Source organism: Methylicorpusculum sp., assembly GCF_030651835.1.
GTDB lineage: Bacteria > Pseudomonadota > Gammaproteobacteria > Methylococcales > Methylomonadaceae > Methylicorpusculum.
Window position 1 is genome coordinate 1 of record NZ_JAUSBX010000136.1, and the last position, 24,579, is coordinate 24,579.

Consider the following 24,579-nt stretch of genomic DNA (forward strand, 5'->3'; position numbering starts at 1 on the left):
AAGGTATGGGGTGTGGCTAGCGAGGATGTCGGCAGCAGGGATTGCTGCCGTCAAGCCCCCATGGAGGGGTTCACGGCGGTCCTCGATAGACACATCCCATACCTTCTATTCTTAGACGGTTTTTCAATCAAAAGGGAGTAACCAGAGCCGACCATTGACGGCAGGCGGCCAGCTCGATGCGGAGGTCCTCGGTCCGCGCTTAGCCTTAGGTACCACGCTGACAGTTTGTGCTTGGGGAGCGATTGGTGTTTATGACCGGGGTTTGTATGACGACAAACCGATCTGTAGCCTCAGCCCTGTTTCGCCTTGGCAATAACGGGGCTTGGTGCTTTTTATGCGCAAGTCAAACCGCTACTCAGTGCCTTCAGAGGCCGCCGTGGCAGGCACCATTTGTCGCTATTGAATGGTAAATGTGCCGTTTGAATGTTTGCGGTAATCACGTTATCTTGCCTATCAAACTGAACAGATAAGCCGGCGTTGGATTTGCGGGAGTAGGCTGGGTTGAATGATAATGAAACCCAGCTTATAACGTAAACGTCTATGCGTACCTACATTCGTAGCCATTTAAAAGGCGGCACATATTTCTTTACCGTCAATCTTGCTCAAAGAAACCAAAATGACTTGCTGATTAGGTATATCGACGAGTTACGCAATGCGTGTCGCTATACCAAGCAGCGCCATCCCATGATTATTGAAGCCATGGTGGTGCTGCCGGAACATTTACATTGCATTTGGCGCTTACCTGAAGGCGACGATGATTATCCGATGCGTTGGCGCTTGCTTAAATCACATTTTTCCAGACAGATTCAAAAGAACGAATTCGTTTCCGATAGTCGATTACGGAAAAGCGAACGTGGGGTATGGCAACGGCGATATTGGGAGCACCAAATCCGGGACGAAACCGATTATCAGCGACATTTAGATTATATTCATTACAATCCGGTGAAACATGGTTACGTCGATAAAGCAGTAGATTGGCGTTATTCCTCCATCCACCGCTGGATTAAATTAGGGACTTACACCGAAAATTGGGCTGCTTTGCCGGACTTAATCGAACAAAATTGGGGATGATCGCTGGGTTTCACGTTGTTCAACCCAGCCTACGGCCCTTATGTCGACTGTTAATACAGTGGATAATTTTTAATTACAATATATTTTGTTTTTCATTTAACAATACGGTTAAGCCGAAATTTATTTGTTCGTTTTTGGATAATCTTTGTATACTTGGAAAAAAATCAGATGTAACTTTTTTGATGTCATTATTAGCTTCTAAGTTGTGAACAGCATAATACCAAAGTTGAAAGACATCTTTCTCTATTGATGACAATCCAAGTTCACTACATTCTAATGAAGCATAAAAAATTATGTGTTCATTATCTTTTTCATCAAAATCCAGAATTCCATCTGGATCATTGTCACCATGTTTAAAAAAATTCCACGACTTGTTGAATATTGATTTAAAGTCTTTATCCGTAAGTTTGTTGTCAACTTTTATGAATTCACGCCAGCCTGTTTTGTTTTTTTTGAACGACACATCAGACATTACCGTTGATGCTCCAATTGCTAGAATATTAATAACTATAGGATCAGCACCTTTAAAGAATAAACTTATTGAAGCATTTAGTTGTCTTACAGCTGATTCTAACTTTGTGATACTTATCATATTATTTGAATGCTATGTACCCGGCAATGCAAATCAGAACCCACAAAGAAAATGAAATTTTACTTATTGAATTGTTAAGTAAAGATATGTCTACACTCGGTGAATTTTTAATATCAACATCTGGTTTAATACTATAGTCGAATGATATTTTATCTTCTTTTTTTATATTTTCACCATGGAAACAAGAGGAAACAGTCACATTTGATAGCAGTGCTGTTGTAATTTTATAAAAAAACATATCCATTGGTTTATAATGCTCTCGAAAAGCATCATCCACCTCATTTGTAAACGCAAGCAGATAAACCAATACATTTAATTTCGAATTGGGATTTCTCAATAAGGAATTAAAAATTTCTGTGAACTGTAAATCTGGAAGAGTTAGTTCAAAGTATATTTGATCATTGCCCTCAAGATCATCATACATACACAATCCTCGATAATAACCTTTTTCAAATTCTTCGGTACTATCAGAAATCTCCTCTGATTGTAAGACTACTTTAATATTCGCCTTGGGCTTTTCAACCCGGAAAGCTGTTTGCTCGTCTTCATCTGGAACCAAACAATATATTGAGTCCCTGAATGATTCTTTGTCAACAGTTGCAGAGATTCGTTTTATACCATAAACATTGGGTATTACTGTTAGTAAAGAGCTTTTGTTTTCTAATTCGGATAATGGAATATATTTATACTCATGTACTTTATAAATATATTCACTTTTGACATCAATAAGATCAAAATTTATTGGTTGATAACTTCCTCTCCATTCGATTGGACGATGCTGAGAGTTTGTATTTACTTCTTGATACGTTGCATCACTCGTTTTTTTTAATCTTAATAAACTTGTTATCATGGCTATCCTAAGCTTTCCGTTTTTTTAAAAATGGTTCAATTATGATTCATTTCGAAACCAAGATGCTGTTCATAAAAGGAAACTTCACATAACGGCCGGTTTCCGTCGCACAAAACCTGGCGAGGGGTAAATCTTCCCCAATCCTGAAAATGCAGGCTTATAGGATAGGTTTCCACTTCAGTTTCCGCCAATCTTCGACGCTGGACAATTGCAACGCAGCCAGTGTAAAAATTTTTGCCGCTTGAAGATGTTGTTCGGCGGGAGCGCTGATGGTCTCACCCAGTTCAAACGATTCGCCTTTTATGCTCAACAAAAAACACGGTGGCGGTAAGCGTTTTGTGATTGTTTGGTAAACCTGCATGATCGCGGCAGGTGACATAATATGAGAGGTATGAGTGTATTCAGTGCTGGGTTGTTGTTCGGAAAAGCTGAAGGGTTTTGTGCATTCGACGGCCGCATCTATAAATAAAACCCGGTCTCTACCGTTGATATCCAATGCGTGCTCTAGCTGCAGTTGAAAATCGGTAAGCAGCTCAGTCGTTCGTTCGTCGATATCGGGTTCAATTAACTCCAACAGCAGGGGTGCCAGTGCATCATCGCCGCGGCTCAGGTTGCCGACGGCGATAATCAGCGTCGGTTTGATATCAGGCTGCAGCAATGTGACCGCTTGAACTTTTAACCAGGCGATCGACAAGTTTCCCGTCATAATCGACGAGTTCAACCGCTAAGGGCATTTTGCCCATGGCATGGGTGGCGCAGGATAAACAAGGATCATAAGCCCTAATCGCCACTTCCAGATTGTTCAATAAAGCCTCGTTAAGCTCCCGGCCATTCAGGTAAGTGGCGGCAACCTGCCGCACTGATTCGTTCATTGCCGTGTTATTGCTGGTTGTTGATACGATTAGGTTGGCGCGTGTGACGATATCGTTTTCATCGATTTGGTAATGGTGAAACAGCGTGCCGCGCGGGGCTTCAATAACGCCAACCCCTTCAAATCGTTTTTCGCCTTGTGTGACCAGATCAGTCGACAGTGTCACGGGGTCGTTGAGTAATCGTTTGATGCTTTCGGCGCAGTGTAAGGCCTCAATCATTCTTGCCCAATGGAAAGCCAAAGTGCTGTGCACTTGCGGATTTTCGAAATGTTGTTTGAAATCGACGCGGGCAGCTTCGGCCAGCGGCGTGTCGATAAAGTCGCAGTTGTTCACTCTGGCCAGCGGGCCGACACGGTACCAGCCGTTTTCCTTGCCTAATGACAGGAGATAAGGAAATTTCATATACGTCCACGATTTAACCTGCTCGTGAATGTAGTCGTTGTATTTGCAATAATCGACATGATCGAAAATTACCGCGCCATCCGTATCTTTGGCTCTGAGTCCGCCGTGATAAAGCTCAAGCGCACCGTCAGTCTGGATCAGCCCCATATAATGACTAGGAATGCTGGCAAATTCATCGTAGAAAGACCGGTTGCTGCAATGCATTTGCTTAACCAGTTCGACAGCGCTTGCTGTCCAGGCGATGATCTGGTCAATGTCGGTTAATAAATAGTCTCGATCGGTTTTGCTGAGCGGTTTATTCATTCCACCCGGGATGGCCGCAGTGCCGTGCACACGTTTTCCGGACACGACCCGGATCACTTCCTGTCCGTATTTACGCAGTTTGACACCTTGTAATGCGATGTCGGGGTGGGCGCCTATCACGCCAATGATATTGCGTTTGGCAATATCGCTGTCGAAGCCGAACAACAAATCGGGACTGGCCAGATGAAAAAAGTGCAGGGCATGGGATTGTAAAACCTGGCCGAAATGCAGCAGTTTGCGAAGTTGGGTGGCAGCGATCGGCAGGTTTTCAGGATCGACGCCCACCAGTTGGTCGATGGCTTTGCCTGCCGCCAAATGATGACTGACCGGGCAAATGCCGCACAGCCGTTGGACCAACACAGGGAGTTCCCAGTAGGGACGGCCTTGGATAAAACGTTCGAAGCCCCGAAATTCGACGATATGAAGTCTGGCTTGTTTGACCTGATCATTTTCATCCAACAACAAAGTGACTTTGCCGTGGCCTTCTACCCGCGAAACCGGATCGATGACGACGCGTTTCAGTTTGTCAGGATGCTCTGCGGTTTCTAAATGTTCGTACATGACGGATCTCAGTGGACTATTAGGTGAAAGAACACAAGGGGATTGATTGTCGCATTAATCATATCGTAGCAGTTCATAAGTCAGCGAGGGTTCCTGTCCTGCCAATAAATCGGTTAAAAATTTCCAGAATACATCGGCTGAGGGTGGGCAGCCGGGTAAAAAATAATCAATTTTAACAATTTCATGGATTGGACGAACTTTGTCCAGTAGTAAAGGCAGTTCCGGGTCATTGGGAATCTGCGGGTTCTCAATGCCTATGCCCGTCATATAGGATTCATTCAGGCAGTCTTCCAGAGGCACAAAATTGCGCATGGCCGGAAGGCCACCATTAATCGCGCAAGCACCGACGGCAACCAGGATTTTGCAGTGCTCCCTGAATTCACGCAAGACATGAACATTTTCAGAATTACAAACGCCGCCTTCTATCAGGCCAATGTCGCAGGGTCCGCAGTGTTCTATATCGGTCAGCGGCGAACGGTCAAATTCAACATGCTGAATCAGTTCCAAAAGGCGCTCATCAATATCCAGGAAGGACATATGGCAGCCAAAACAGCCTGCCAGCGAAGTAGTTGCGATACGGATTTTATCGGTCATGATACGTTGCCATCCTGTTCCATACTGACTTCGGAAATGGATTGATGATCGTATTGTCTGTCTCCGATCGGCACCTGGTAAGCAGTGTGTTTTATCACGATGGCTCCGGTTGGGCAGATATGTGTAGCGCGGTCATTCACCGTCAATTCGCTGTCGCGCAATTGGCCGGAATCTGAATTGATAATCAAGCGTTTGTTGATGCCGCGCCCGCTGATGGCAAATACATCTTTGCCATCCTCTTCCTGACTGGCTCTTACGCACAAAGCACAGAATATACAGCGATTGAAGTCAATCAGTATATCCGGATGCGAGGCATCTATTTCACGATGGGGAAATTGATGATTAAAGTGATCGTCCGTCATTTTAAGATGATAAGCGACCCCCTGAAGTTGGCAGTTACCTGATTTTTCGCAGGAAGGGCAAAAATGGTTGCCTTCTACAAAAAGCATTTGCGTGATTCTTTGCCTGTCGCTGTTGCGTTCCAATGATTCGCTGACAACAGTTTGTCCCTCCCTCGCGGGGAACGTGCAGGCCGCACAAATTTTTCCGTTAACTTCGACATTGCAGAGTTTGCAACTGCCATACGGCGTAAAATCCGGGTGATAACACAGATGCGGGATGTAGTGGCCTGCAGCAATCGCGGCCTCCATGATGGTTTGACCTTCTTCGAACGGAATGGCGAGCCCATCCAGCATGAACGTTTGGGTCATGTCAGTCTCCTGATTGAGATAGATGCGCTTCGCTATCGTCTCGATGCGCTATTTTACGGGCTGCTTGCAAGGCTTCATCCAGATTAAAGCCGGGGCCGAAATGAGGAAATTTGATTTTGCTCTGGTAAATTTCAGGATAGCGCGCCAGGGTGTTGAGCATGGGATTAGCTGCAGTTTGACCGAGGCCGCAATGACTGTTGGTTTTCAGCAAATGCCCCAGTTCTTGAAGCGCTACAATATCGCCGACCGAACCGTAACCGTCATAAAGCTTGTCGATTTGCTCACTCAATAAAATGGTGCCGACCCGGCACGGTGTGCAAAAACCGCAGCTTTCATCGGCAAAAAAATGCGTAAAATTTCTGACGATTTCCAGAATATTGCGCTGCTTGTTAAAAATGATAAATGAGCCCCCTGAAGGTAAATCCTCGAAAGCCAGCCGCCGATCAAACTCCCGATTCGAGATAAAAGTACCTGATGGGCCGCCGACTTGAACGCCCAGAACATCCTCGGCAAGGCAGTCTTCAAGTATCGAGGCAATGGGGGTGCCGAAAGGAACTTCATAAATACCGGGTTGAGGCGTGTCGCCGCATATACTGAGAATTTTGGTACCGCTGGATTGCTCTGTTCCTTGCGCGGCAAACCAAGCGCCGCCCTGAATCGCAATGTGGGCGGCGGCAATAAAGGTTTCGACATTATCCACAATGGTCGGTTTGTTGAGATAGCCTTCGGTAACCGGATAGGGTGGGCGATTTCGCGCTATGCCGCTGCGACCCTCTAGCGATTCGATCAGAGCCGACTCTTCGCCGCAAATATAAGATCCCGCGCCCAGGCAGATTTCAATATCAAACGACCAGCCTTTGCCGAGGATATTCTCTCCCAGCAAGCCGTTACGGCGTCTTTCTGCAAGTTTCGCCTGCAAAGGCTCAAACAGATGCAGGTACTCGCCGCGTAAATACAAAAAGCCTTGTTGTGATTTGATCAACAGGCTGGCCAGCGTCATGCCTTCGATCAGCCAGTCGGCATAACGGTTGAGCAGTACCCTGTCTTTAAACGTGCCGGGTTCGCCCTCATCCGCGTTACAGACAACAAAACGTTCCTGTTCAGGTTCGCTGGCGCACATCTGCCATTTAAGCGCGGTCTTAAAGCCTGCGCCGCCCCGGCCTCTCAGTTTCGATTGAGCAATTTCATTCAAAGTGGCATCGAATCCTCTGGTATCCGCCGCCAAGAGGCTTTCTCCGGCGTTTAATCGGCTGTTTAACAGCAATCCCGTTTTCCAGATCATATCATCAACCTGAAAGATAGCCTCAGGCCATTCGGTTAAGGGCAGTCCTTGTTCAATCAGCTGTGCAATCAAATCGATTTTGGGTCGATCAAGACGTGGTACCGCGTAACCGTTAATCAAAGCAGCAGGTCCCTGGTCGCACATGCCGGTACAGGCAGTATTAGCTAAGCTGACGCGACCGTCTTTGCGGACCTGGCCAATGCCTACCTGACATTGATGCGATAAATAATTCATTAGGTTTTGCTTGTCCAGCATGTGATCCGTGATGGAATCACTGAACAAAATGTCATATTGTCCGCGCGGCGTTAAATGAAAGAAACTGTAAAAATCAACCACACTGATGATATGTGAAACCGGCAGGCCCAATAACCGGGATAGCAAAGTGATTGCTTCTTTCGGGATATGGAAATACGTTGCCTGAATCGCCCGCAATATGGCCATTAGTCGCGTTTTACGGTAACCGTTTGCTTCGAGCAGCTGAGCTATAAATTCGTTCATGGCATCTTTGCGGATTGATGATACTGATTTAAGTTAAATTCAAAACAGTTTCTACTGCAAGTTTTATTTTTAAAACTTATAGATTGGGCTTTGTCGACAGTTAGGATCTTGTCAGTCCGCCTATTTTGTTGGGTAAAGGTGCTTGATTTCAAAGGATTTATAAAATAATCCCTGTAGCTGTCTGCAACATACTTGTTACGGAAGCCTTTCCAAACAATCACCGAAAGCCTCAATTCCAAGCGGGCGAGTCGTTATTAAAGTTGGACTCTTCGATTGTTCGGTTAATTTCTCCGAGCTAAGCCAGCCTAATCGTTGGACCAGCTTCGCTTTGATTCCCGCTTAATAGTTACCCTTGTGGATCAATTAAAACTTGATCGCCGGTAGCTGGATATTTGGTCTGCCTATCAGGTTTTAAGGACCAATTTTTACCAGCCAGCCGTCTTCAAAAATACATTTTTCGGTTTTACCTCTTAATTTTACGTTGAGGCGTGCTGCAGTATTTTTTAGTTCAGGCGGTAATTTACCGTGGACAAGATAGAAGGTGTCTTTAAATTCGGTGGTAATTTCTACCGGTATCTTTTTTACCGTGACCTCAAGATGTTCCGGGTCATCAACCCCGAAAGCCATAAACGATATTTCGGAGCCAGGCGGGACGACGGTAAGCGGCGGCGGGATCAATTTGTTTTTTTGAAGCTTGAGTTTTTGACAGGCCGCACCGCTTCCGCCGCTTCCTGAATGCATGCTGTGGTCGGTCTGTGCCGTGGCGATTTCATGGGTCATAACAAGGCATAAGGCAATAAGAAATGGTGCTTTTTTCATGTTCCAACCTTCTTGTTTTATTTATAGTTATTAATGTTAGGTTTGCATGATCAAGCTTAAACCACGAGTGGTTTTAAATTGCGTGGTTTTCTTTGGCTTGTTCAATGTTGAGCATAGGAGACGCTTTTAAATCAGCAGGACTCGCGATTCGATTGTACTAATAATTTCTGAAGCAGCAAAATAGAATGAGTCTTTTGCAGCAATTCCCAGTTGGATGATAAATAACGGTAGGGGTAAGCTTTGCGAAGATGTCGGCAGCAGGGATCCTGCCGTCAAGCCCTACGTATGGGTCTACGGCCTTCCTCGCAAGGCTTACGCAACCCTCAAGGCCACATAAAAGTTCAAACGGGGAATTGCTGGCATCACTTGTCAGGTTATTCGCCGACTATTTAAACGGGGCGATTGGCCAGTAAATTGACCAGTATCGCTTCGTAAAGATGGCTTAGCGTGTCGAGTTGGTCGATTTCGATGTGTTCGTTGATTTTATGGATCGTTTCGTTTCTAGGTCCTAGTTCTATGACTTGGGCACCTGTCGGAGCAACAAACCGTCCGTCCGATGTGCCGCCGCCGGTATCGTCCAAGGGCTCTGTGCCGGTGATTTGGGCGATGGCTGCGTGTGCGGCTGCTATCAGTTCGCCTTGGGCAGTCAGAAACGGATTGCCGGATAAACGCCATTGCAGGTCATAGTCAAAATCGTATTTGTCCAGAATGGTTTGGGTGCGTTCCTTGATGATGGTTTCATTCAATTCAGTACAAAAGCGTAAATTGAACTGAACTTCCAAGTGTCCTGGAATGATATTTTCAGAGCCTGTACCGCCGTTGATGTTGGAAACTTGAAGGCTGGTGGGCGGAAAAAATGCGTTGCCGTGATCCCATACTTCTTCAGTCAGTTCTTTCAATGCCGGTGCAAAGGCATGAATGGGATTACTCGCCTTATCAGGATAGGCGACATGGCCTTGAATGCCTTTGACAGTCAGTTTGGCGCACAGGGAGCCGCGTCTGCCGATGCGAACGACATCGCCTATCGTTTTGTCACTGGAAGGTTCGCCGACCAGGCACCAGTCGATGGCTATGCCGCGTTGCTGCAGCACTTCGATCACTTTGACTACGCCGTTGGTGGCAGGACCTTCTTCGTCGCTGGTTAACAACAGCGCAATGGATCCCTGATGATCGGCATGCGTTGCAACAAAGCGTTCAAGTGCGGTGATGAACGCGGCAATCCCGCCTTTCATATCCGCAGTGCCTCTTCCGTAAAGCTTGCCGTCTTTTAAAGTGGGCTCAAAAGGCGGCGTTTGCCATTGTTCCAGAGGGCCGGGGGGGACGACATCGGTGTGGCCCAAAAAGACAAATAGCGGTTTGGCTTCGCCTCTTCTAAGCCAGATATTTTGGGTGTCGTCAAAATCCATGCGTTCGGCTTTAAAGCCGGACTTGGCTAATCTTTCAGCGATGATATCCATGCATCCGGCATCATCCGGTGTTACGGAAGGGCATTTAATCAGTGCCTTAAGCAGTTCTAACGTGACGTTCATACGAGTATTCAGCGCAGTAATTTTTCATAATTTTCGGCGGAAAAACCGACCATCAATCCGTTGTCCGACTGTAAAACAGGTCGTTTGATCAGAGTGGGTGTTTCCAGCATTAAACTAACCGCTTTGCTTTGGGACAGTTCGAATTTTTGTTCGCCGCTTAATTGCCGCCAACTGGTACTACGCTGGTTTAACAGCGTTTCCCATGAGGCTTGTTCCACAAATTCTTCCAGCATCGACACGGTCAAGCCGTCTGTTCTGAAGTCGTGAAACTGGTAGGCAATGCCCTGTTGATCCAACCATTTGCGGGCTTTTTTGACTGTGTCGCACTGTTGGATGCCGTAGAGTTTAATCATGGGAATCGCTTAAAGTTCGGAGTTCAGTAATTCTTCGATGCTGGGTAATGACTTATCTTTTTTCAGGCGGTTTTTGTAAAGATCAATGAATTCCATAAAGGCTTGTTCGAGATCGGCCAGGATGCCTTCCTCGTTTTCCAGATCTTCCTGTTCAATTTCTTCTGATGATTCCAGAAATTCTTTCTGTAACGCAATTTCGCTATTCAAAGAAAGAATGGCATAAATGATGGCGTTGCTGGTGATATTTTCAGTCATGATAACGTCTGTGGTAGGTTAAAAAATCGGTTTGGCGAGACTTGAGATTCGAAGCGCGGTGCCTGTACTAAGGCTCAACGCGTCTCGGGTCAGGCATTTAAAAAATAACTGCGCCGCAGTTATTGTCAGATTGAAGGGCCGGCAAGCCGGATTCTCCGGCCTGCCGGCTATTTTAATCGCGCAATAATTCGTTGATGCCGGTTTTGCTGCGGGTTTTTTCGTCCACTTGCTTGATGATCACTGCGCAATAAAGACTGTACTTTCCGTCCGAGGAAGGCAAGTTGCCGGGGACTACAACCGAGCCCGCCGGAACGCGTCCATAGATGATTTCGCCAGTGAGCCGGTTATAGATTTTAGTGCTTTGACCGATGTAAACGCCCATAGAGATGACCGAGCCTTCCTCAACGACGACACCTTCAACAATTTCAGAGCGTGCGCCTATGAAGCAGTTGTCTTCAATGATGGTAGGGCCTGCCTGTAAAGGCTCAAGCACCCCGCCGATTCCTACGCCACCGGATAAATGCACGTTTTTGCCGATTTGTGCGCAAGATCCGACCGTTACCCAGGTATCAACCATCGTTCCGCTGTCTACATAAGCGCCAATATTGACATAAGAAGGCATCAGCACGGCGCCGGGGGCAATGTAAGAGCCATGGCGGGCATTGGCATTGGGCACAACACGCACGCCGGCTTTTGCGAAGTCATCGGGCGTATAGGTCGCGAATTTGGTTTCGACCTTGTCGTAATAACGATTAACACCACCGTCCATGACGCGGTTTTCATTGACTCTGAAAGACAGCAATACCGCTTTTTTCAGCCATTGGTGAACCACCCATTCGCCATCGATTTTCTCGGCGACCCGAGCTTTTCCGCAGTCTAGCAAATTGATGGTATCTTTGATCGCTTCGCGCAGTTCGGGGTAAACGTTTGCAGGAGTGATTTCGGCGCGGTTCTCAAATGCGGAGTTTATTATATTTTCTAATTCAGTCATGAGTATCAAATGGTCAGTGAGTTAACAAAGTGTTTAATTCTGTTGGCAGCGTCAACGCATTCATCGAACGGGGCGACCAAGGCAATGCGCACATGATGACTGCCCGGATTGACGCCATTAAATTCGCGGGATAAATACGTACCTGGCAAGACGGTGACGTTTTCTGTTTTATAAAGTAATTGGGCAAAATCAGTGTCAGGAATGGGTGTTTTCAACCAGACATAAAATCCTGCCGGTGGCCGAATGGCAGGTGTTACCGTGTTGAGAATATCGATAACGGCATCAAACTTTTCCCGGTAAAGCTGCCGGTTTTCCTGTACATGACTTTCATCCTGCCAGGCTGCAATGCTCGCATGCTGGGCCGGTAAAGACATGGCGCAGCCGTGATAGGTGCGATATTGAAAATACTGTTTCAGTATTTCCGCATCGCCTGCAACAAATCCTGATCTTAATCCCGGCGCATTAGAGCGTTTGGACAAACTGTGGAAAACGACACAGCGTTTGAAAGCGGTATTGCCTATCGCGAATGCTGTTTCCAACAAGCCCACAGGAGGCGTGTTTTCATCGTTATAAAGCTCCGTATAACATTCATCCGATGCAATGATGAAGTCATATTTTTCAGCCAGCTCAATTAACTTGATCAAATCTTGCTGACCAATTAACTGCCCGGTCGGATTTCCCGGTGAGCAGATATAGATGAGTCCACAGCGTTGCCAAACGGTTTCCGGAACAGATTCAAAGTCAGGGATATAGCCCGACGCTTCGGTGGTATTAAGAAAATAAGGTTCCGCTCCCGCCAGTAACGCGGCGCCTTCGTAAATTTGATAAAACGGATTGGGCATCAGCACTAACGCTTTGCTGGCCGGATCGATAACGCACTGTGCAAAGGAGAATAAGGCTTCCCGAGTGCCGTTAACTGGCAAAATATGCGTGTCCGGATTGATAACATCCAGCGGAATTTTGAAGCGCAGACTGAGCCATTGGGCAATAGACTGCCTGAGTTCCGGTATGCCTTTAGTCGTTGGATAATTGGCTAGTCCCTGTAAATGCGTCAATAAAGCTTGCTGTAAGCACTGCGGAGTCGAATGAGCGGGTTCGCCTATTGACAAGGTAATGGGACGCAGGTCGGCGGGCGGCGTAATGCCTTGCTTCAGTTGGGCCAGTTTTTCAAACGGGTAAGGATGTAAAGAAGCTAAATGCGGATTCATCTATTTGGCGCAGCGCGGTTGTTTGCCCATGGCTATTGCTTGTTGGCGATATTGCAGCGCTTGCGGCATGCGCTTTTGCAGCTCTTCTATACGGGTGCCGTGTGCAGGGTGAGTTGAAAGGAATTCAGCGGGGCCCTGTCCGCCGCTTGCTTGGGACATTTTTTGCCATAGCAGTATGCTTTGCTGCGGGTCGAATCCTGCTTTTGCCATTAAATCCAAGCCGATAACATCGGCTTCACTTTCATGAAGACGGCTGTAAGGTAAGATTATCCCCAGTTCCGCGCCAGCACCCAGTAAACCTATCGCGGTTTGGCCAAGCGCGCTTTGAGGCGCGGCTATCGCTTGTACGGCAGCCATGCCTTGAGTTACTGCAAATTCCTGGGACATTCTTTCGTTGCTGTGTTTTGCCAGAACGTGTCCAATTTCATGGCCGATAACCGTCGCCAGTTGATCCTGGTTATCTACCAGGTCTATCAAGCCGGTATGGACGCCGATTTTGTTGCCCGGTAATGCGAAGGCATTCTGTGAGTTGTCTTCAAAAACCACGACTTCCCATTGACCGCCGACCAGAGGAATCATTGCCTGTGCAACGCATTGGGCAAATTGTTGATATCGGCTGTTTTGAGTGATGGGCTTTTGTTTTTTCAGTGACTCGAAAGCTTGTAAGCCCATCTGGTTAATTTGAGCGTCCGGCATAAATGAGAACTGAGTTCTGCCGGTGGGACTGGTTGCACAGGCACTCACGAGTAATGCCGATAGCAACGTTAAAATTGGTTTCTTAATCATAAAAGACCGCCATAGATCAGAAAAGTTATGCTATTTTAACTGAACTTGCATCGGCCGGTTTAAAAATATGGACGTCCGACTGAACCGGCGCTTTGCTGCAGTTCCCATTTGGATGATAAAAATGGGGCGGCGTAAACTTTGCGAGGATGTCGGCAACAGGAATGCTGCAGTCAAGCCCCCATTGATCGGACCTCGGCGTTCTTCGCAAGGCTTGAGTAGACCCTAAGCCACATTTAATTTTAAATCGGCAAATGCTGCGGCGTTTTGCTGGTTGAGACATGACCGGATCGTTCAGGGTAAAATATTTTCAAAATGACGACGGTTATGGGCGTCTATACATAGCCCTGTTAAGGTATCAATCCACTTAGTGTAATTGTTTCAAGAAAGGACAGCTTAATGACTGAAATTAATGAAGTGCCCAGTCCTTTTTGCGGTGCAGGTACCGACGATCTGACCATTCAGGTTGACGGCACATCGCTGAAAGTGATCAAGAACGGCTGCGCGATCAATACGCCTGCCTTCGAGCAGCCGCTTGCCGATACGCAGCCCAGAGTGAATGGGACAATCACTGATCTTGCAACCGCAGTCGCCAAAGCGGCCGCCATTCTTCAGTCGGCTAAACAGCCCTTGCTGGGCGGCTGTGCAACGGATGTGAATGGTATGAGGGCTTTGCTGGCTTTGGCTGATAAAACCGGAGCAGTTGTTGATCACATGAGTTTCAACAATGCCAGAAGCAATATTCTGACCTTGCAGGATTCAGGCTGGATGACAACAACCTTGGCCGAAGTTAAAAATCGCTGCGATGTTTTGCTGGTGATTGGTACCGATCTGGAAAGTTTTACGCCACGGTTTTTTGAGCGCTATCTCTGGACAGATGCTGCCATGTTTTTAGAGAATCCGGTTCAGCGCAAAATTATTTATTTGGGGCAAGCACCGTCCGGAAATGCGTCTAGTTCACCGACAGGTCAGGATGCACAGGTCTTTGAATGCACTCAAGACCAATTGCCTGAAGCCGTTTCAGTGTTACGGGCATTAATCAAAGGGCGGCCCATTCTTGCTGAGTCGGCGGGTGGAATTCCTATCACTGACCTCGAAGTCATTGCCAGTCAATTAAAAGCGGCTGTTTATGGTGTTGTTACTTGGTGTGTAACTGACTTGCGTTTTGATCATGCCGAGCTGACTGTTCAGACGGTTTGCGAAATAGTCAAGGATATCAATGATCAAGGATCGCGCTGTTCCGGATTGCCTTTGGTTGGCAAAGAAGGCGAACAGACGGCCAACCAGGTCTGCGGATGGACGACCGGTTATCCTGCCCGCGTTTCGTTTGCAAAAGGGTTTCCTGAATACGACCCTTTCTTGTTTGACTCGCAGACAATGATCAATGCCGGTGAAGTTGATGCACAGGTGTGGGTGCAGGCGTTCAATGTCAATGCCAAGCCTCTTTCTGTCACTGTTCCTACTATTGTACTGGGTCGATCAGGAATGGCATTTGAGCAAGAGCCTGATGTTTTTATTCCCGTGGGGACACCAGGAATTGATCATGCCGGTCACGCTTTCAGGATGGATAATGTGGTCGCGATTCGCTTAAAAAAATTGCGTGATGCAGGACTACCCAGTACGGCAGAGGTTTTAACTGCCATTGAACGGGCGGTATAGATAAGCCATGTTCATGTTTTTTATTGAAATGCCCGCTTTCTCTGCGCTTATTCACGCCAGTCATTTGGAAAGATTATGCTGATAAAACTAACAGGTGGAACCGTCTATGATCCAGCCAGCGGGATAGACGGAAAGAAACAGGATATTTATATCCATGAGGGGCGCATCGTTGCCAAGCCCAACGATGATAGGCCCGTTGACAAGGAATATAATTTAAGCGGCAAGGTCGTGATGTCCGGCGCAATTGATATGCACACCCATATTGGTGGTGGCAAGGGCAATATCGCCAGAACCTTGCTGCCTGAGGATCACCGTCAGGATCCGGTGCCAAGATCAATCATCACCCGTTCCGGAACTGGGTACGCCATGCCCAGCTCTTATGTAACGGGTTATCGTTACGCCGAAATGGGCTATACCGCCGCATTTGAACCGGCGGTGTTGCCGATCAATGCCCGTCATGCGCATATGGAAATGGCGGATATTCCGATTCTGGATAAAGGCGGCTACGCCATGCTGGGCAGTGATGACTTTCTGCTGCGGATGTTGACCGCTAAGAAAGATCAGAAGGCGGTCAATGACTATGTGGCCTGGATCATCAATGCATCAAAATGCATTGGGATCAAAGTAGTCAACGCCGGTGGTATCAGCGCATTTAAATTCAATCAGCGCAAACTGGATCTGGATGAAAAAAACACCTATTACGATGTGACACCCAGGCAGATTCTTCAGACGCTGGCTACAGCTGTTAAAGAATTGGGTATTACCCATCCGCTGCATGTGCATGGCTGTAATTTGGGGGTTCCGGGTAATGTCGATACAACCCTGGATACCATTCAAGGCATTGGGGGGTTGCCCATGCATTTGACGCATATCCAGTTTCACAGCTACGGCACCGAGGGTGATTTCAAGTTTTCATCCGGTGCGGCTCAGATCGCCGAAGCAGTCAATAAACATAAAAACATAACCATTGACGTAGGGCAGATCCTGTTTGGTCAAACTGTGACAGCGTCGGGCGACACTATGATTCAGCATGCCAATCACAAGCATGCGCATCCCAACAAATATGTCTGTATGGACATTGAATGCGATGCGGGTTGTGGTGTTGTGCCTTTCAAGTACAAGGATCAGAATTTTGTCAACGCCTTGCAATGGGCGATTGGGTTGGAGACTTTTTTACTGGTTGATGATCCCTGGCGTATTTTCCTGACGACGGATCACCCCAACGGTGCGCCGTTTACCAGTTATCCGCATTTGATCCGCTTATTAATGGATAGAAGTTTTAGAAATGACATGCTGGCAACGATTCATCCGGAAGCTCAAAAAATGACGACTCTCGGCTCTATCAACAGAGAGTATTCGCTCAACGAGATTGCCATCATGACCCGAGCCGGTGCTGCAAAAATTATCGGTTTAAAAGATCGCGGCGGTTTGGGGCCCGGTAATTGGGCGGATATCACGGTTTATACTGAAAACGCGGACAGGCAAAAGATGTTTGAAAAACCGGATTACGTGTTTAAAGACGGCGAATTGGTCGTGGTCGATGGCCAGGTTGTCCATACCAAGTGGGGAACGACTCATATCGTCAAGCCGGATTGGGATGCGTCGGTTGAAAATGAATTAAAAGGTTATTTTGACCGGTATCTGACCATGAAATTGGGTAATTTTAAGATCAGTGATGATGAAATCACTGAGGATGGCCGCGGGAGTTTGACAGTGCATCCGACTAAAGGAGTGGCCTTATGATCATTAATGGCGTCACCATTGACGAAACATTTGCTGAAGCTTTTCCGATGAAAGCCACACGAGCCATCATCACCGCCCAAAATGAAAAGTGGGCCATGATTTCCGCGCAGGCCATGACCGGTTTTGCCACGTCTGTTATTGCTTGTGGTTGTGAAGCAGGCATAGAGCGGGTGTTAGATCCATCTGAAACGCCCGATGGCCGCCCCGGCGTGTCTGTGATGATTTTTGCCATGGGTGGAAAAGGGCTGGCTAAGCAATTGGAAACAAGAGCGGGTCAATGTGTATTGACTTCTCCGACGTCCGCTTTATTTGCTGGTATCGACGGGGGAACGCGGATCGCGTTGGGTAAAAATCTGCGTTATTTCGGCGATGGCTTTCAGGTAAGCAAGCTGATCAGCGGCAAACGCTACTGGCGAATTCCAGTCATGGATGGGGAGTTTTTGACCGAGGCGACCACCGGTCAGGTTGATGCGGTCGGCGGTGGTAATTTTCTGGTTTTAGCGCAGTCCCAGCCGCAAGCTTTGGCCGCTTGCGAAGCGGCGATCGAGGAAATGCGCAAAATTCCAAATGTCATCATGCCGTTTCCAGGCGGCGTAGTGCGTTCCGGGTCAAAAGTAGGTTCCAAATACAAGACGCTGGGCGCGTCCACCAATGATGCGTTTTGCCCGACATTAAAGGGCATGACCAAAACCGATTTATCTCCTGAGATAGAATCCGTCATGGAGATCGTGATTGATGGTTTGACTAAAGAGGACATTGACAAGGCCATGCGAGTGGGCATTCAGGCGGCCTGCGATTTAGGTGCGGAGAACGGCATCAAGAGGATCAGTGCCGGAAATTATGGCGGTAAACTCGGTCCTTTCCATTTTCATTTGCAGGAGATCATGGCATGAGTGCGTTAACCTTAACGTTGAAACTCAGATTGGATCAGCGTGTCGACATGTCGCCTTTGGTGTGTCAAAAATTGATGGGACTTGATCCATCGGATATCGCGGCTCTGGAATTGCAAAATGGTAAAGCCAAAGTGAGAGTTGACAGCTTATTCGATATCAGCGGAAGCGATACCCAAAAAATTGTCATTAAAAACAGCTACGAAAAACTGGATTTCATCGGAAAAGAGTTGGAAACAGGCGAAATTTCCGTGATCGGTGACGTCGGAGCCTATTTGGGATTGGGTATGAAGTCAGGCCTTATCAAAGTATCGGGTAATACCGGCTTGTTTACGGCTTGCGAAATGAAAAAAGGATTGATCGAAATCGATGGCAATACCGGTGACTTTCTCGGTGGTGCCTTGCCAGGTAATAAAATGGGCATGAAAGGCGGGACTGTTTTAGTTAAAGGTAATGCAGGCGATAGGGTCGGCGATCATATGCGTCGCGGTAACATTCTGATTGAGGGTAATGCCGGAGACTATTGCGGTTCAAGAATGACAGCCGGAACGATAGCCGTGATGGGGCAAACCGGAAAGCATGTCGGATATGCGATGCGCCGGGGGACTTTGCTGCTTTGGAATGGCCCGCAATTGCCGGCCAATTTTAATGATTGCGGCGCTCATACCCTGGCTTTTCTACCTATATTGTTTAAATCGTTTCGATCCTTGAATTCGGCATTTTCCGAACCTGCCGCGATGTTTAACCGCGTCAGGCGCTATGCCGGTGATATGTCGGAAATGGGCCGCGGTGAGATTTTGGTCAAGATTTAATGGACTGTGCGTTATAGCATTGGGCGGGTTGGATGAAATCAGTTAAACCTATCAGCAAGGTCAAAAATAACGAAACTGCAAAAGGGCTTAGTCGTGTACTGATGATTGATTTGGAGAACTGCCCCAGCCAGATCGATCATCTGCTGGATGATTTGGTCAATTATTCTCATATTGTCATCTGCTATGCGCAATCCGGAGCAAAAGTTCCTTTGAGCTGGATTAATCCGCTCACAGCCAGTGTAAATGACAATAAGTTAAAAATATTCCAGATGCCGAGTGGTGGTAAGAACTCGGCCGATTTTGGTATTGCTTTCTGGGCTGGCGTGTTAATGGTTCAGTTAGCGGAGCATACCCGCTTTGATATTGTGTCGAATGATACCGATCTGGACCATGTGGTGAGTCTGCTCAACAGCCAGAACCGGGATGCCGAAAGGATTGGCAGAAAAAAGGAGTCAGTTGAACCGGTCAAATTTGCTGGAGATGAAACGAATCAGGCTGATTATTTCCTGCAAGCCTATTGCCGGCACCTGATGGATCATCACAAAAGCCGACCTGCCAAAAAAGAAACTTTGCTGAATAACGTCAAAAGTAAGTTCAAAGCCAACAATGTGGATCCGGAATTTATTTTGGATATTTTGAAAAAGAACGGTGTCATTGAGTTGGATCTGAACAATAAAGTGCGTTACAGCGAGTCATTGATTGCCAATTTCTCTGAGTCCGATTTGGACGACATACCGTTTTAAAAGATTTTTATCGAGATGACCAAGGAAGTAATGGCTTGAGATTATTTGAACTGGGTTTGCATTAATGGTTGCCGTCATTCCGGCAGGGCTTGCCGGAATCTAGAGCCATGGATGGCAAAGGCTGTAGCACATCCCTGTGTTCTGGATTCCGGTAATCCTTGCCAACCGTTCAAGGCCTGACGCAACATTGCTTTGTTAAATGAGTTTCGTACCGTTTACCCAGGCCGGTAGGTCGGGTACATACTTTTAGTGTCCGACGTTTCAATACTTCAATGTGGCAATGATGAGTGGATTTGCCTCTTCCGATTCATTATTGAACACAGCTAATAAGCTAAAATATGCTCGAGGAATTGCTTTGGCTTATTGACTACGGCAGGCTAAATATAGCGGCGGAATCCGGCAAAAAAAATTAGCGACTTTGGGGGCATCGCTTCATGTGATTCTTTGACAGCAAACTCATCATTACCGGCTATTAACACATCCCACCGATGATATACAGAAAGGAAAATCGTATGCTGATCAATAAATTATCGCGTAGTAATGCATTTTCTGGTAGATACACGGTTAACCATTTAACTCTTTTTTATCAGTGAAATCAATTTTGAACACCACCGCCAAAACCAAATGGAAGCATCCGATGGTGATCGACGATGTCGTTCTATTCAAAGTTGAATCTCTACTTCAAAGCAGGGTCGCCAAGCCTATAATTACTGCTTCATGCGCCGACAGCACGGACCACGAATTCTCAACAGTCAATGCCCTTTTAAAATTCGAAAACGCGAAGAACTCGAGAATCGAATCAGTTCGATTCTGGGCAAAGAAGGATGGTGATTGGTCCAAGCAGGCATGGGTCTCGTTCACGCCCAACAGTTTCCGAACCTTCGAAGTTGAAGTAAAAGGCACCCAAGCTACGTGATGACCTTACTGAAATCTGTGAGGGAGCTGTCGCGTGGTATTCGTTTTTACATAAAGTTGATGTCTTCATGGTGTTTTGCATGCTTCCCCCAATCCTTTGGCTGGTCGCGAACGTGTGGATCAGGATCGAAAAAGGCACATTGATAATGCCCCAAAATGGAACTGATGATGCGGCAGGCTTAATTGTAGCGTTCACGTTCGGAACGATTGGAGCAATTCTTCATCAGTTTCGAAATCGTCTATTTCCCCGTCTTACCTTTCTCATAGGTCAAGAAACCCGTCGACACAAGACACTTGATAAGGTCCAATGGGGCGTCGTGGTTTCTTTCGCCGTATCATTCGTAGCGAGTATTGTTACATTTTTCCTGACATGACATGAGTCCGGTAGCCCGGTAGGTGGTCGGGCACTTGCTTTTCGTGCCCAATGTCGGGCAACGATAAAGTTGTTGTCCGACCTACAATTGGACTTTTGATATACAACCAGTAAGGTGCATTCGCTAATTAATCCCACTCCGAACAGAAGGCCAAAAAGGAGCACGCCATCCGCAACCGCTTCCATGAAAGCCTGGAAGCCGCACTGACTCAATTGCAAGCCGGCTTGAGTCAAAAAGGCACGGTGAAAAACCATGTCAAAATCCTGGAACGCATCGGCCGCCTACGCGAAAAAAACAGCCGCGTGGCCCAAGACTATCAGATTGACGTGACCCCGGACGCCACGCACAAACAAGCCGTTGCCATTACCTGGCACCGACAAGCGCCTAGCGCAGCAAAAGACCGGAACTGCGGCGTTTACTGTCTGCGCAGCAATATTCCGGATTGGTCGGAACAGCAGCTGTGGACGACCTATGTCATGCTCACCGAGATCGAAGCCACCTTTAGAAGCCTGAAAACCGAGCTGGGCTTGCGCCCCGTGTACCACCAGAACGAAGATCGCGTCACCGGGCACCTCTTCATCACCCTACTGGCCTATCACTTGGTGCACACCCTGCGCCATCAACTCAAGCTTCAGGGCATCCATTTGAGCTGGGACAGCATTCGCACCCTGATGGCTACTCAACAACGGGTCACGCTCATTTTGCCCACCGACGAACAGACCCTCATCTATCTGCGCACCACGACACGCGCCGAAGTTCAGCAACAAGAAATCTATGCCGCATTAGGTATCAAACCCGACCCGCTAGGCAAACGTAAAACCAGCGTGAGCTGCAAGAAATACGTAGTGCCGACCGACAGCGGATAAAATTTTTAACTAATTGAAATAGTAGGAAATTTCGGTTTTTAGGTGGCGAAGTTAGGTTAGGCTCTGTTAAGCCGTTGCCGTTGCCGTTGCCGTTATCGTATAACGATTTGATCTTATGAGTCATAGTGACTCAATGATAATGTTAAATTGTTCGCCGAACCAGGACAGCCATCTGGGTTACAGGCTGCCTTAACTATTTAAATTGGATCGAGACCCCGTCGGTCGAGTAATGGCCGATTGGATTAGGTCTCAAACGGCTGCTTTGTAGACCTCCAGTTCGCAGAATCTAGATTTGGCCGACTGTCCGGTTTGGAGAACCGGGTCCGGCTGGTTTGGGTCGCTGGCGACCGTCTGCTGTTCAGATTCATCGCCAGACAGCGGTCAATGAAATTCCGATTCCCGAAAGCAGCTATTCATCACTGATTTAAGCCGACCCGTTGCGGCCTATCGCTGAGTCTGATTTAATGGCGGCAGTTTGATCGTTTCTAGGAGGCTGTCCGAGAATTGAAAAAGTATGGTATCAGTACAGTTCATACTCGTGAATGACACACAGTAACTGGATGCGTTTTATGTCGTATTATTTAACAATATCAATAAGATAGGGTATAATAGTCAAAAATAACAGACCTTTACGCAGCGATGACAATTCCCTTCAAATCCCGACCGGTTGAGTTTCATCAATACCAATTATTTCCCGGCAATGTGTTTGACCTCCTTCCCGAGGATCATGAATGCTTTCTCTACGGCGAACTGTTCGAGCAGTTGGATACCGCCAGTGTTGAACAGACCTATAGCCGGAAAGGCCAGCACGCCTATCACCCGAAGTTGATGGTGTCGATTCTGATCTACGCCTACAGCAGGGTGAATATGTCCTTTAGGCATTTGATAGAACATTCAGAACGTTAGCCTCACATCTGGACATAGAGGCCATTTCATAGTATAAAACGGCTCATGAAAATCAATCTTGAGCACTTATCAGTTCGTCCTGTCACCAAAACCGAAGAGCCACGCTATCGGGAGTTGATGCAACAGCATCATTACCTGGGGGATCTGGCCAAGATTGGTCATACGCTTTGGTATGTTGCTACCTATGGCGGGGAGTGGACGGCCTTACTGAGTTTTTCCGCCGCCGCTTGGAAATGTAGCGCCAGAGACCGCTGGATTGGCTGGCGTTACCGGCATCAATACAGCCGCCTCAATTTCATTGCCAACAATAGTCGTTTTCTCATCTTGCCTGATTGGCATTACCCCAACCTCGGTTCCAAAGTGCTCTCGCTCAGCCAACGACGCATCAGTACCGATTGGCAGACGCATTTTGGCAAATCGTTACTGCTTCTGGAAACCTTCGTTGACCCCTCTCGTTTTCACGGCACGGTTTACCGTGCGGCAAATTGGCAATGCGTCGGGCAAACCCAAGGTTATCGGCGCACGAATGACGGTTATAGTGCTAACGAGCAGGCACCCAAACTGGTTTTCGTGCGTCCCTTGCAAGCGGATGCGCAAGCGCTGCTCGCGAACCCCCTCTTAGACTCCCGCTATCAACCTCAATCGCCTAACATGATGCTGACCGCTGAACACATGACTTCGTTACCGGACTTTTTTAAAGACATTTCCGACCCACGCCGCGGCCAAGGCCGAATCCATGCCCTGCCCACCGTACTCGCGATCGCCACAGCAGCCGTCTTATGTGGGATGCGCGGTTACAAGGCCATTGCCGGTTGGGCTAATGATCTTAGCCCCAAGGCACGAGAACGCTTTCGGTGTCGCCGGCAGAAAGGCGGCGGCTATCGTGTCCCCAGTGAATATGTCATCCGTGATCTGCTCATCCGGGTTGATCCTGTTCAACTCGACGCCGCCCTTCAGCAATGGAATGCGCTGTTTGGGCAAGAGGATCAAAGCCTCGCCATTGATGGCAAAACAATGTGTAACGCGATTGACGAGCAAGGCCAGCAAACGCACATAATGAGCGTGGTCGGGCATGAATCCGCCCAGTGTTACACCCAAAAAAAGTCGGCACCCTCCCGGTAAAAGATTCGGAAGAGACCAAACAAACTAATGAAATTGGCATGTTTATCCCTCTTCTGGATGCTATCAAGATCGACGGCAAAGATATCACCGCCGATGCCTTGCTAACACAACGCAAGCTAGCGGGCTATCTGGTGGATTGTGGCGCCCATTATCATTTTACCGTCAAAGGCAATCAGGCCTCGCTACAGGCGGATATTGCGCTGCTTTTTGAGGGGCGCGGTGCGCCTGACTATAGCGAGGTTACGCCACCGGATCATGGCAGGATTGAGGCACGGCGTATTTGGTGCAGCACAGCACTGAATGCGTACCTTGATTTCCCTCATGTGGCACAGGTTTTCCTGATTGAACGTGAAGTCTTTCATAAAAAAAGCCAAAAGCTCACTTGTGAAACGGCACTTGGCATAACCAGTAGGCCGCAGGAGCAAGCGAACGCCCAACGACTACTCACCGTTAATCGTGGGCATTGGGCCATCGAAAACTCGTGCCACTATATTATCGACTGGAACTATGACGAAGATCGCAGCCGAATTTCTAAAGGCAACGGTCCTGAGAACATGACACGGCTACGTCGGTTTGCAGTCGGGGTGATCAAAATGTTCGCCAAAGGAAAGACGAGCGTTGCTGAAAAAATGCAGCAACTGAACCGTAAAGTTCGCTTGGTTTTTGACTATTTGCGCATGACTCAGAATTCTACACGGGGCGTCACACCTTGATTAGGAGGGTAGCGCAAATTTACCGTGACGCCTACAGTCGAGGCGTATTCAGTTCCCGGCAAATCGAGCGGCGCTGCCGCGAGGACTTGTCGTTCATGTTCATCGCGCAAAAGCACTGTCCGAACTTTCGGGTCTTGAGTGACTTTCGTAAAGACCATGCCGC

26 protein-coding genes are annotated in these 24,579 nt (G+C 47.6%); 12 read left to right on the forward strand and 14 right to left on the reverse strand.

The genetic code is table 11. The annotated features are described in order from the left end of the window. Positions 1–540 precede the first annotated feature (540 nt). Complete coding sequence (locus Q7V32_RS17270) at positions 541–1,071, forward strand: transposase (RefSeq protein WP_304898228.1); 531 nt, start codon at positions 541–543, stop codon at positions 1,069–1,071. A 73-nt stretch (positions 1,072–1,144) separates the two neighbouring features. Here Q7V32_RS17270 and Q7V32_RS17275 read toward each other — a convergent pair whose 3' ends face one another. The 14 genes from Q7V32_RS17275 to Q7V32_RS17340 form a co-directional block, all read right to left on the reverse strand. After that, a complete protein-coding gene (locus Q7V32_RS17275; protein WP_304898229.1) occupies positions 1,145–1,663 on the reverse strand; it encodes a hypothetical protein in 519 nt (172 codons plus the stop codon). A 1-nt stretch (position 1,664) separates the two neighbouring features. Then, positions 1,665–2,513 (reverse strand): hypothetical protein, encoded by an 849-nt coding sequence (locus Q7V32_RS17280; protein WP_304898230.1) that lies wholly within the window; start codon positions 2,511–2,513, stop codon positions 1,665–1,667. Between the two features lie 157 nt (positions 2,514–2,670). Then, entirely contained in the window at positions 2,671–3,171 is a 501-nt protein-coding gene (locus Q7V32_RS17285; protein ID WP_304898231.1) for a hydrogenase maturation protease, read from the reverse strand. Then, positions 3,158–4,651 carry a Ni/Fe hydrogenase subunit alpha gene (locus Q7V32_RS17290; RefSeq protein WP_304898232.1) on the reverse strand — a complete coding sequence of 498 codons (1,494 nt, stop codon included), beginning with the start codon at positions 4,649–4,651 and terminating at the stop codon, positions 3,158–3,160. The genes Q7V32_RS17285 and Q7V32_RS17290 overlap by 14 nt, the downstream gene beginning before the upstream one ends. A 54-nt stretch (positions 4,652–4,705) precedes the next feature. Then, positions 4,706–5,245 (reverse strand): NADP oxidoreductase, encoded by a 540-nt coding sequence (locus tag Q7V32_RS17295; protein WP_304898233.1) that lies wholly within the window; start codon positions 5,243–5,245, stop codon positions 4,706–4,708. Beyond that, positions 5,242–5,955: a 2Fe-2S iron-sulfur cluster-binding protein gene (locus tag Q7V32_RS17300; RefSeq protein WP_304898234.1), complete on the reverse strand. Its 714-nt coding sequence runs from the start codon at positions 5,953–5,955 to the stop codon at positions 5,242–5,244. The genes Q7V32_RS17295 and Q7V32_RS17300 overlap by 4 nt, the downstream gene beginning before the upstream one ends. A gap of 1 nt (position 5,956) precedes the next feature. Then, a complete protein-coding gene (locus Q7V32_RS17305; RefSeq protein WP_304898235.1) occupies positions 5,957–7,735 on the reverse strand; it encodes an NAD(P)H-dependent oxidoreductase subunit E in 1,779 nt (592 codons plus the stop codon). 411 nt (positions 7,736–8,146) lie between these two features. Next, positions 8,147–8,554, reverse strand: coding sequence for a hypothetical protein (locus tag Q7V32_RS17310; protein WP_304898236.1), 408 nt, complete (start codon positions 8,552–8,554; stop codon positions 8,147–8,149). A gap of 389 nt (positions 8,555–8,943) precedes the next feature. Further along, positions 8,944–10,083 carry a succinyl-diaminopimelate desuccinylase gene (gene dapE, locus Q7V32_RS17315; RefSeq protein WP_304898237.1) on the reverse strand — a complete coding sequence of 380 codons (1,140 nt, stop codon included), beginning with the start codon at positions 10,081–10,083 and terminating at the stop codon, positions 8,944–8,946. 8 nt (positions 10,084–10,091) lie between these two features. After that, positions 10,092–10,436 (reverse strand): ArsC family reductase, encoded by a 345-nt coding sequence (locus tag Q7V32_RS17320; protein ID WP_304898238.1) that lies wholly within the window; start codon positions 10,434–10,436, stop codon positions 10,092–10,094. A gap of 9 nt (positions 10,437–10,445) precedes the next feature. Further along, positions 10,446–10,691 carry a hypothetical protein gene (locus Q7V32_RS17325; RefSeq protein ID WP_304898239.1) on the reverse strand — a complete coding sequence of 82 codons (246 nt, stop codon included), beginning with the start codon at positions 10,689–10,691 and terminating at the stop codon, positions 10,446–10,448. Between the two features lie 172 nt (positions 10,692–10,863). Then, entirely contained in the window at positions 10,864–11,682 is an 819-nt protein-coding gene (gene dapD / locus Q7V32_RS17330; RefSeq protein ID WP_304898240.1) for a 2,3,4,5-tetrahydropyridine-2,6-dicarboxylate N-succinyltransferase, read from the reverse strand. A gap of 5 nt (positions 11,683–11,687) precedes the next feature. Continuing rightward, a complete protein-coding gene (gene dapC, locus Q7V32_RS17335; RefSeq protein WP_304898241.1) occupies positions 11,688–12,890 on the reverse strand; it encodes a succinyldiaminopimelate transaminase in 1,203 nt (400 codons plus the stop codon). Then, positions 12,891–13,676 (reverse strand): M48 family metallopeptidase, encoded by a 786-nt coding sequence (locus tag Q7V32_RS17340; protein ID WP_304898242.1) that lies wholly within the window; start codon positions 13,674–13,676, stop codon positions 12,891–12,893. It abuts the gene before it with no gap. A gap of 396 nt (positions 13,677–14,072) precedes the next feature. On the opposite strand from Q7V32_RS17340, the gene Q7V32_RS17345 reads away from it, so the two are divergent. The 11 genes from Q7V32_RS17345 to Q7V32_RS17395 form a co-directional block, all read left to right on the forward strand. Further along, a complete protein-coding gene (locus tag Q7V32_RS17345) occupies positions 14,073–15,332 on the forward strand; it encodes a formylmethanofuran dehydrogenase subunit B (protein ID WP_304898243.1) in 1,260 nt (419 codons plus the stop codon). Positions 15,333–15,407: 75 nt separating this feature from the next. Further along, positions 15,408–17,075, forward strand: coding sequence for a formylmethanofuran dehydrogenase subunit A (locus Q7V32_RS17350; RefSeq protein WP_304898244.1), 1,668 nt, complete (start codon positions 15,408–15,410; stop codon positions 17,073–17,075). After that, positions 17,072–17,968, forward strand: coding sequence for a formylmethanofuran--tetrahydromethanopterin N-formyltransferase (gene fhcD, locus Q7V32_RS17355; protein ID WP_304898245.1), 897 nt, complete (start codon positions 17,072–17,074; stop codon positions 17,966–17,968). Before Q7V32_RS17350 ends, fhcD begins: the two co-directional genes overlap by 4 nt. Beyond that, complete coding sequence (locus Q7V32_RS17360; protein ID WP_304898246.1) at positions 17,965–18,777, forward strand: formylmethanofuran dehydrogenase subunit C; 813 nt, start codon at positions 17,965–17,967, stop codon at positions 18,775–18,777. The genes fhcD and Q7V32_RS17360 overlap by 4 nt, the downstream gene beginning before the upstream one ends. A 32-nt stretch (positions 18,778–18,809) precedes the next feature. Then, a complete protein-coding gene (locus Q7V32_RS17365; protein ID WP_304898247.1) occupies positions 18,810–19,520 on the forward strand; it encodes a PIN domain-containing protein in 711 nt (236 codons plus the stop codon). A gap of 601 nt (positions 19,521–20,121) precedes the next feature. Next, the gene (locus tag Q7V32_RS17370; protein WP_304898248.1) at positions 20,122–20,436 is read left to right on the forward strand and encodes a hypothetical protein; all 315 of its coding nucleotides are present in this window, start codon (positions 20,122–20,124) and stop codon (positions 20,434–20,436) included. 597 nt (positions 20,437–21,033) lie between these two features. Continuing rightward, positions 21,034–21,675 carry a transposase gene (locus Q7V32_RS17375; RefSeq protein WP_304898249.1) on the forward strand — a complete coding sequence of 214 codons (642 nt, stop codon included), beginning with the start codon at positions 21,034–21,036 and terminating at the stop codon, positions 21,673–21,675. Positions 21,676–22,314: 639 nt separating this feature from the next. After that, entirely contained in the window at positions 22,315–22,581 is a 267-nt protein-coding gene (locus tag Q7V32_RS17380) for a hypothetical protein (RefSeq protein ID WP_304898250.1), read from the forward strand. Between the two features lie 45 nt (positions 22,582–22,626). Next, positions 22,627–23,703 carry a Druantia anti-phage system protein DruA gene (locus Q7V32_RS17385; RefSeq protein ID WP_304898251.1) on the forward strand — a complete coding sequence of 359 codons (1,077 nt, stop codon included), beginning with the start codon at positions 22,627–22,629 and terminating at the stop codon, positions 23,701–23,703. Next, positions 23,667–24,416, forward strand: a complete 750-nt coding sequence (locus Q7V32_RS17390; RefSeq protein WP_304898252.1) for an ISAs1 family transposase — start codon at positions 23,667–23,669, stop codon at positions 24,414–24,416. The genes Q7V32_RS17385 and Q7V32_RS17390 overlap by 37 nt, the downstream gene beginning before the upstream one ends. A gap of 86 nt (positions 24,417–24,502) precedes the next feature. Further along, on the forward strand, positions 24,503–24,579 hold a 77-nt coding region (locus Q7V32_RS17395; protein ID WP_304898253.1), incomplete at its 3' end, for a hypothetical protein.

Bases quoted from the DNA above. Each gene is read 5' to 3' on its own strand.
- Q7V32_RS17270 (WP_304898228.1), top strand. From the start codon at position 541: ATGCGTACCTACATTCGTAGCCATTTAAAAGGCGGCACATATTTCTTT.
- Q7V32_RS17275 (WP_304898229.1), bottom strand. From the start codon at position 1,663: ATGATAAGTATCACAAAGTTAGAATCAGCTGTAAGACAACTAAATGCT.
- Q7V32_RS17280 (WP_304898230.1), bottom strand. From the start codon at position 2,513: ATGATAACAAGTTTATTAAGATTAAAAAAAACGAGTGATGCAACGTAT.
- Q7V32_RS17290 (WP_304898232.1), bottom strand. From the start codon at position 4,651: ATGTACGAACATTTAGAAACCGCAGAGCATCCTGACAAACTGAAACGC.
- Q7V32_RS17295 (WP_304898233.1), bottom strand. From the start codon at position 5,245: ATGACCGATAAAATCCGTATCGCAACTACTTCGCTGGCAGGCTGTTTT.
- Q7V32_RS17300 (WP_304898234.1), bottom strand. From the start codon at position 5,955: ATGACCCAAACGTTCATGCTGGATGGGCTCGCCATTCCGTTCGAAGAA.
- Q7V32_RS17305 (WP_304898235.1), bottom strand. From the start codon at position 7,735: ATGAACGAATTTATAGCTCAGCTGCTCGAAGCAAACGGTTACCGTAAA.
- Q7V32_RS17310 (WP_304898236.1), bottom strand. From the start codon at position 8,554: ATGAAAAAAGCACCATTTCTTATTGCCTTATGCCTTGTTATGACCCAT.
- dapE (WP_304898237.1), bottom strand. From the start codon at position 10,083: ATGAACGTCACGTTAGAACTGCTTAAGGCACTGATTAAATGCCCTTCC.
- Q7V32_RS17320 (WP_304898238.1), bottom strand. From the start codon at position 10,436: ATGATTAAACTCTACGGCATCCAACAGTGCGACACAGTCAAAAAAGCC.
- Q7V32_RS17325 (WP_304898239.1), bottom strand. From the start codon at position 10,691: ATGACTGAAAATATCACCAGCAACGCCATCATTTATGCCATTCTTTCT.
- dapD (WP_304898240.1), bottom strand. From the start codon at position 11,682: ATGACTGAATTAGAAAATATAATAAACTCCGCATTTGAGAACCGCGCC.
- dapC (WP_304898241.1), bottom strand. From the start codon at position 12,890: ATGAATCCGCATTTAGCTTCTTTACATCCTTACCCGTTTGAAAAACTG.
- Q7V32_RS17340 (WP_304898242.1), bottom strand. From the start codon at position 13,676: ATGATTAAGAAACCAATTTTAACGTTGCTATCGGCATTACTCGTGAGT.
- Q7V32_RS17345 (WP_304898243.1), top strand. From the start codon at position 14,073: ATGACTGAAATTAATGAAGTGCCCAGTCCTTTTTGCGGTGCAGGTACC.
- Q7V32_RS17350 (WP_304898244.1), top strand. From the start codon at position 15,408: ATGCTGATAAAACTAACAGGTGGAACCGTCTATGATCCAGCCAGCGGG.
- fhcD (WP_304898245.1), top strand. From the start codon at position 17,072: ATGATCATTAATGGCGTCACCATTGACGAAACATTTGCTGAAGCTTTT.
- Q7V32_RS17360 (WP_304898246.1), top strand. From the start codon at position 17,965: ATGAGTGCGTTAACCTTAACGTTGAAACTCAGATTGGATCAGCGTGTC.
- Q7V32_RS17365 (WP_304898247.1), top strand. From the start codon at position 18,810: ATGAAATCAGTTAAACCTATCAGCAAGGTCAAAAATAACGAAACTGCA.
- Q7V32_RS17380 (WP_304898250.1), top strand. From the start codon at position 22,315: ATGACAATTCCCTTCAAATCCCGACCGGTTGAGTTTCATCAATACCAA.
- Q7V32_RS17385 (WP_304898251.1), top strand. From the start codon at position 22,627: ATGAAAATCAATCTTGAGCACTTATCAGTTCGTCCTGTCACCAAAACC.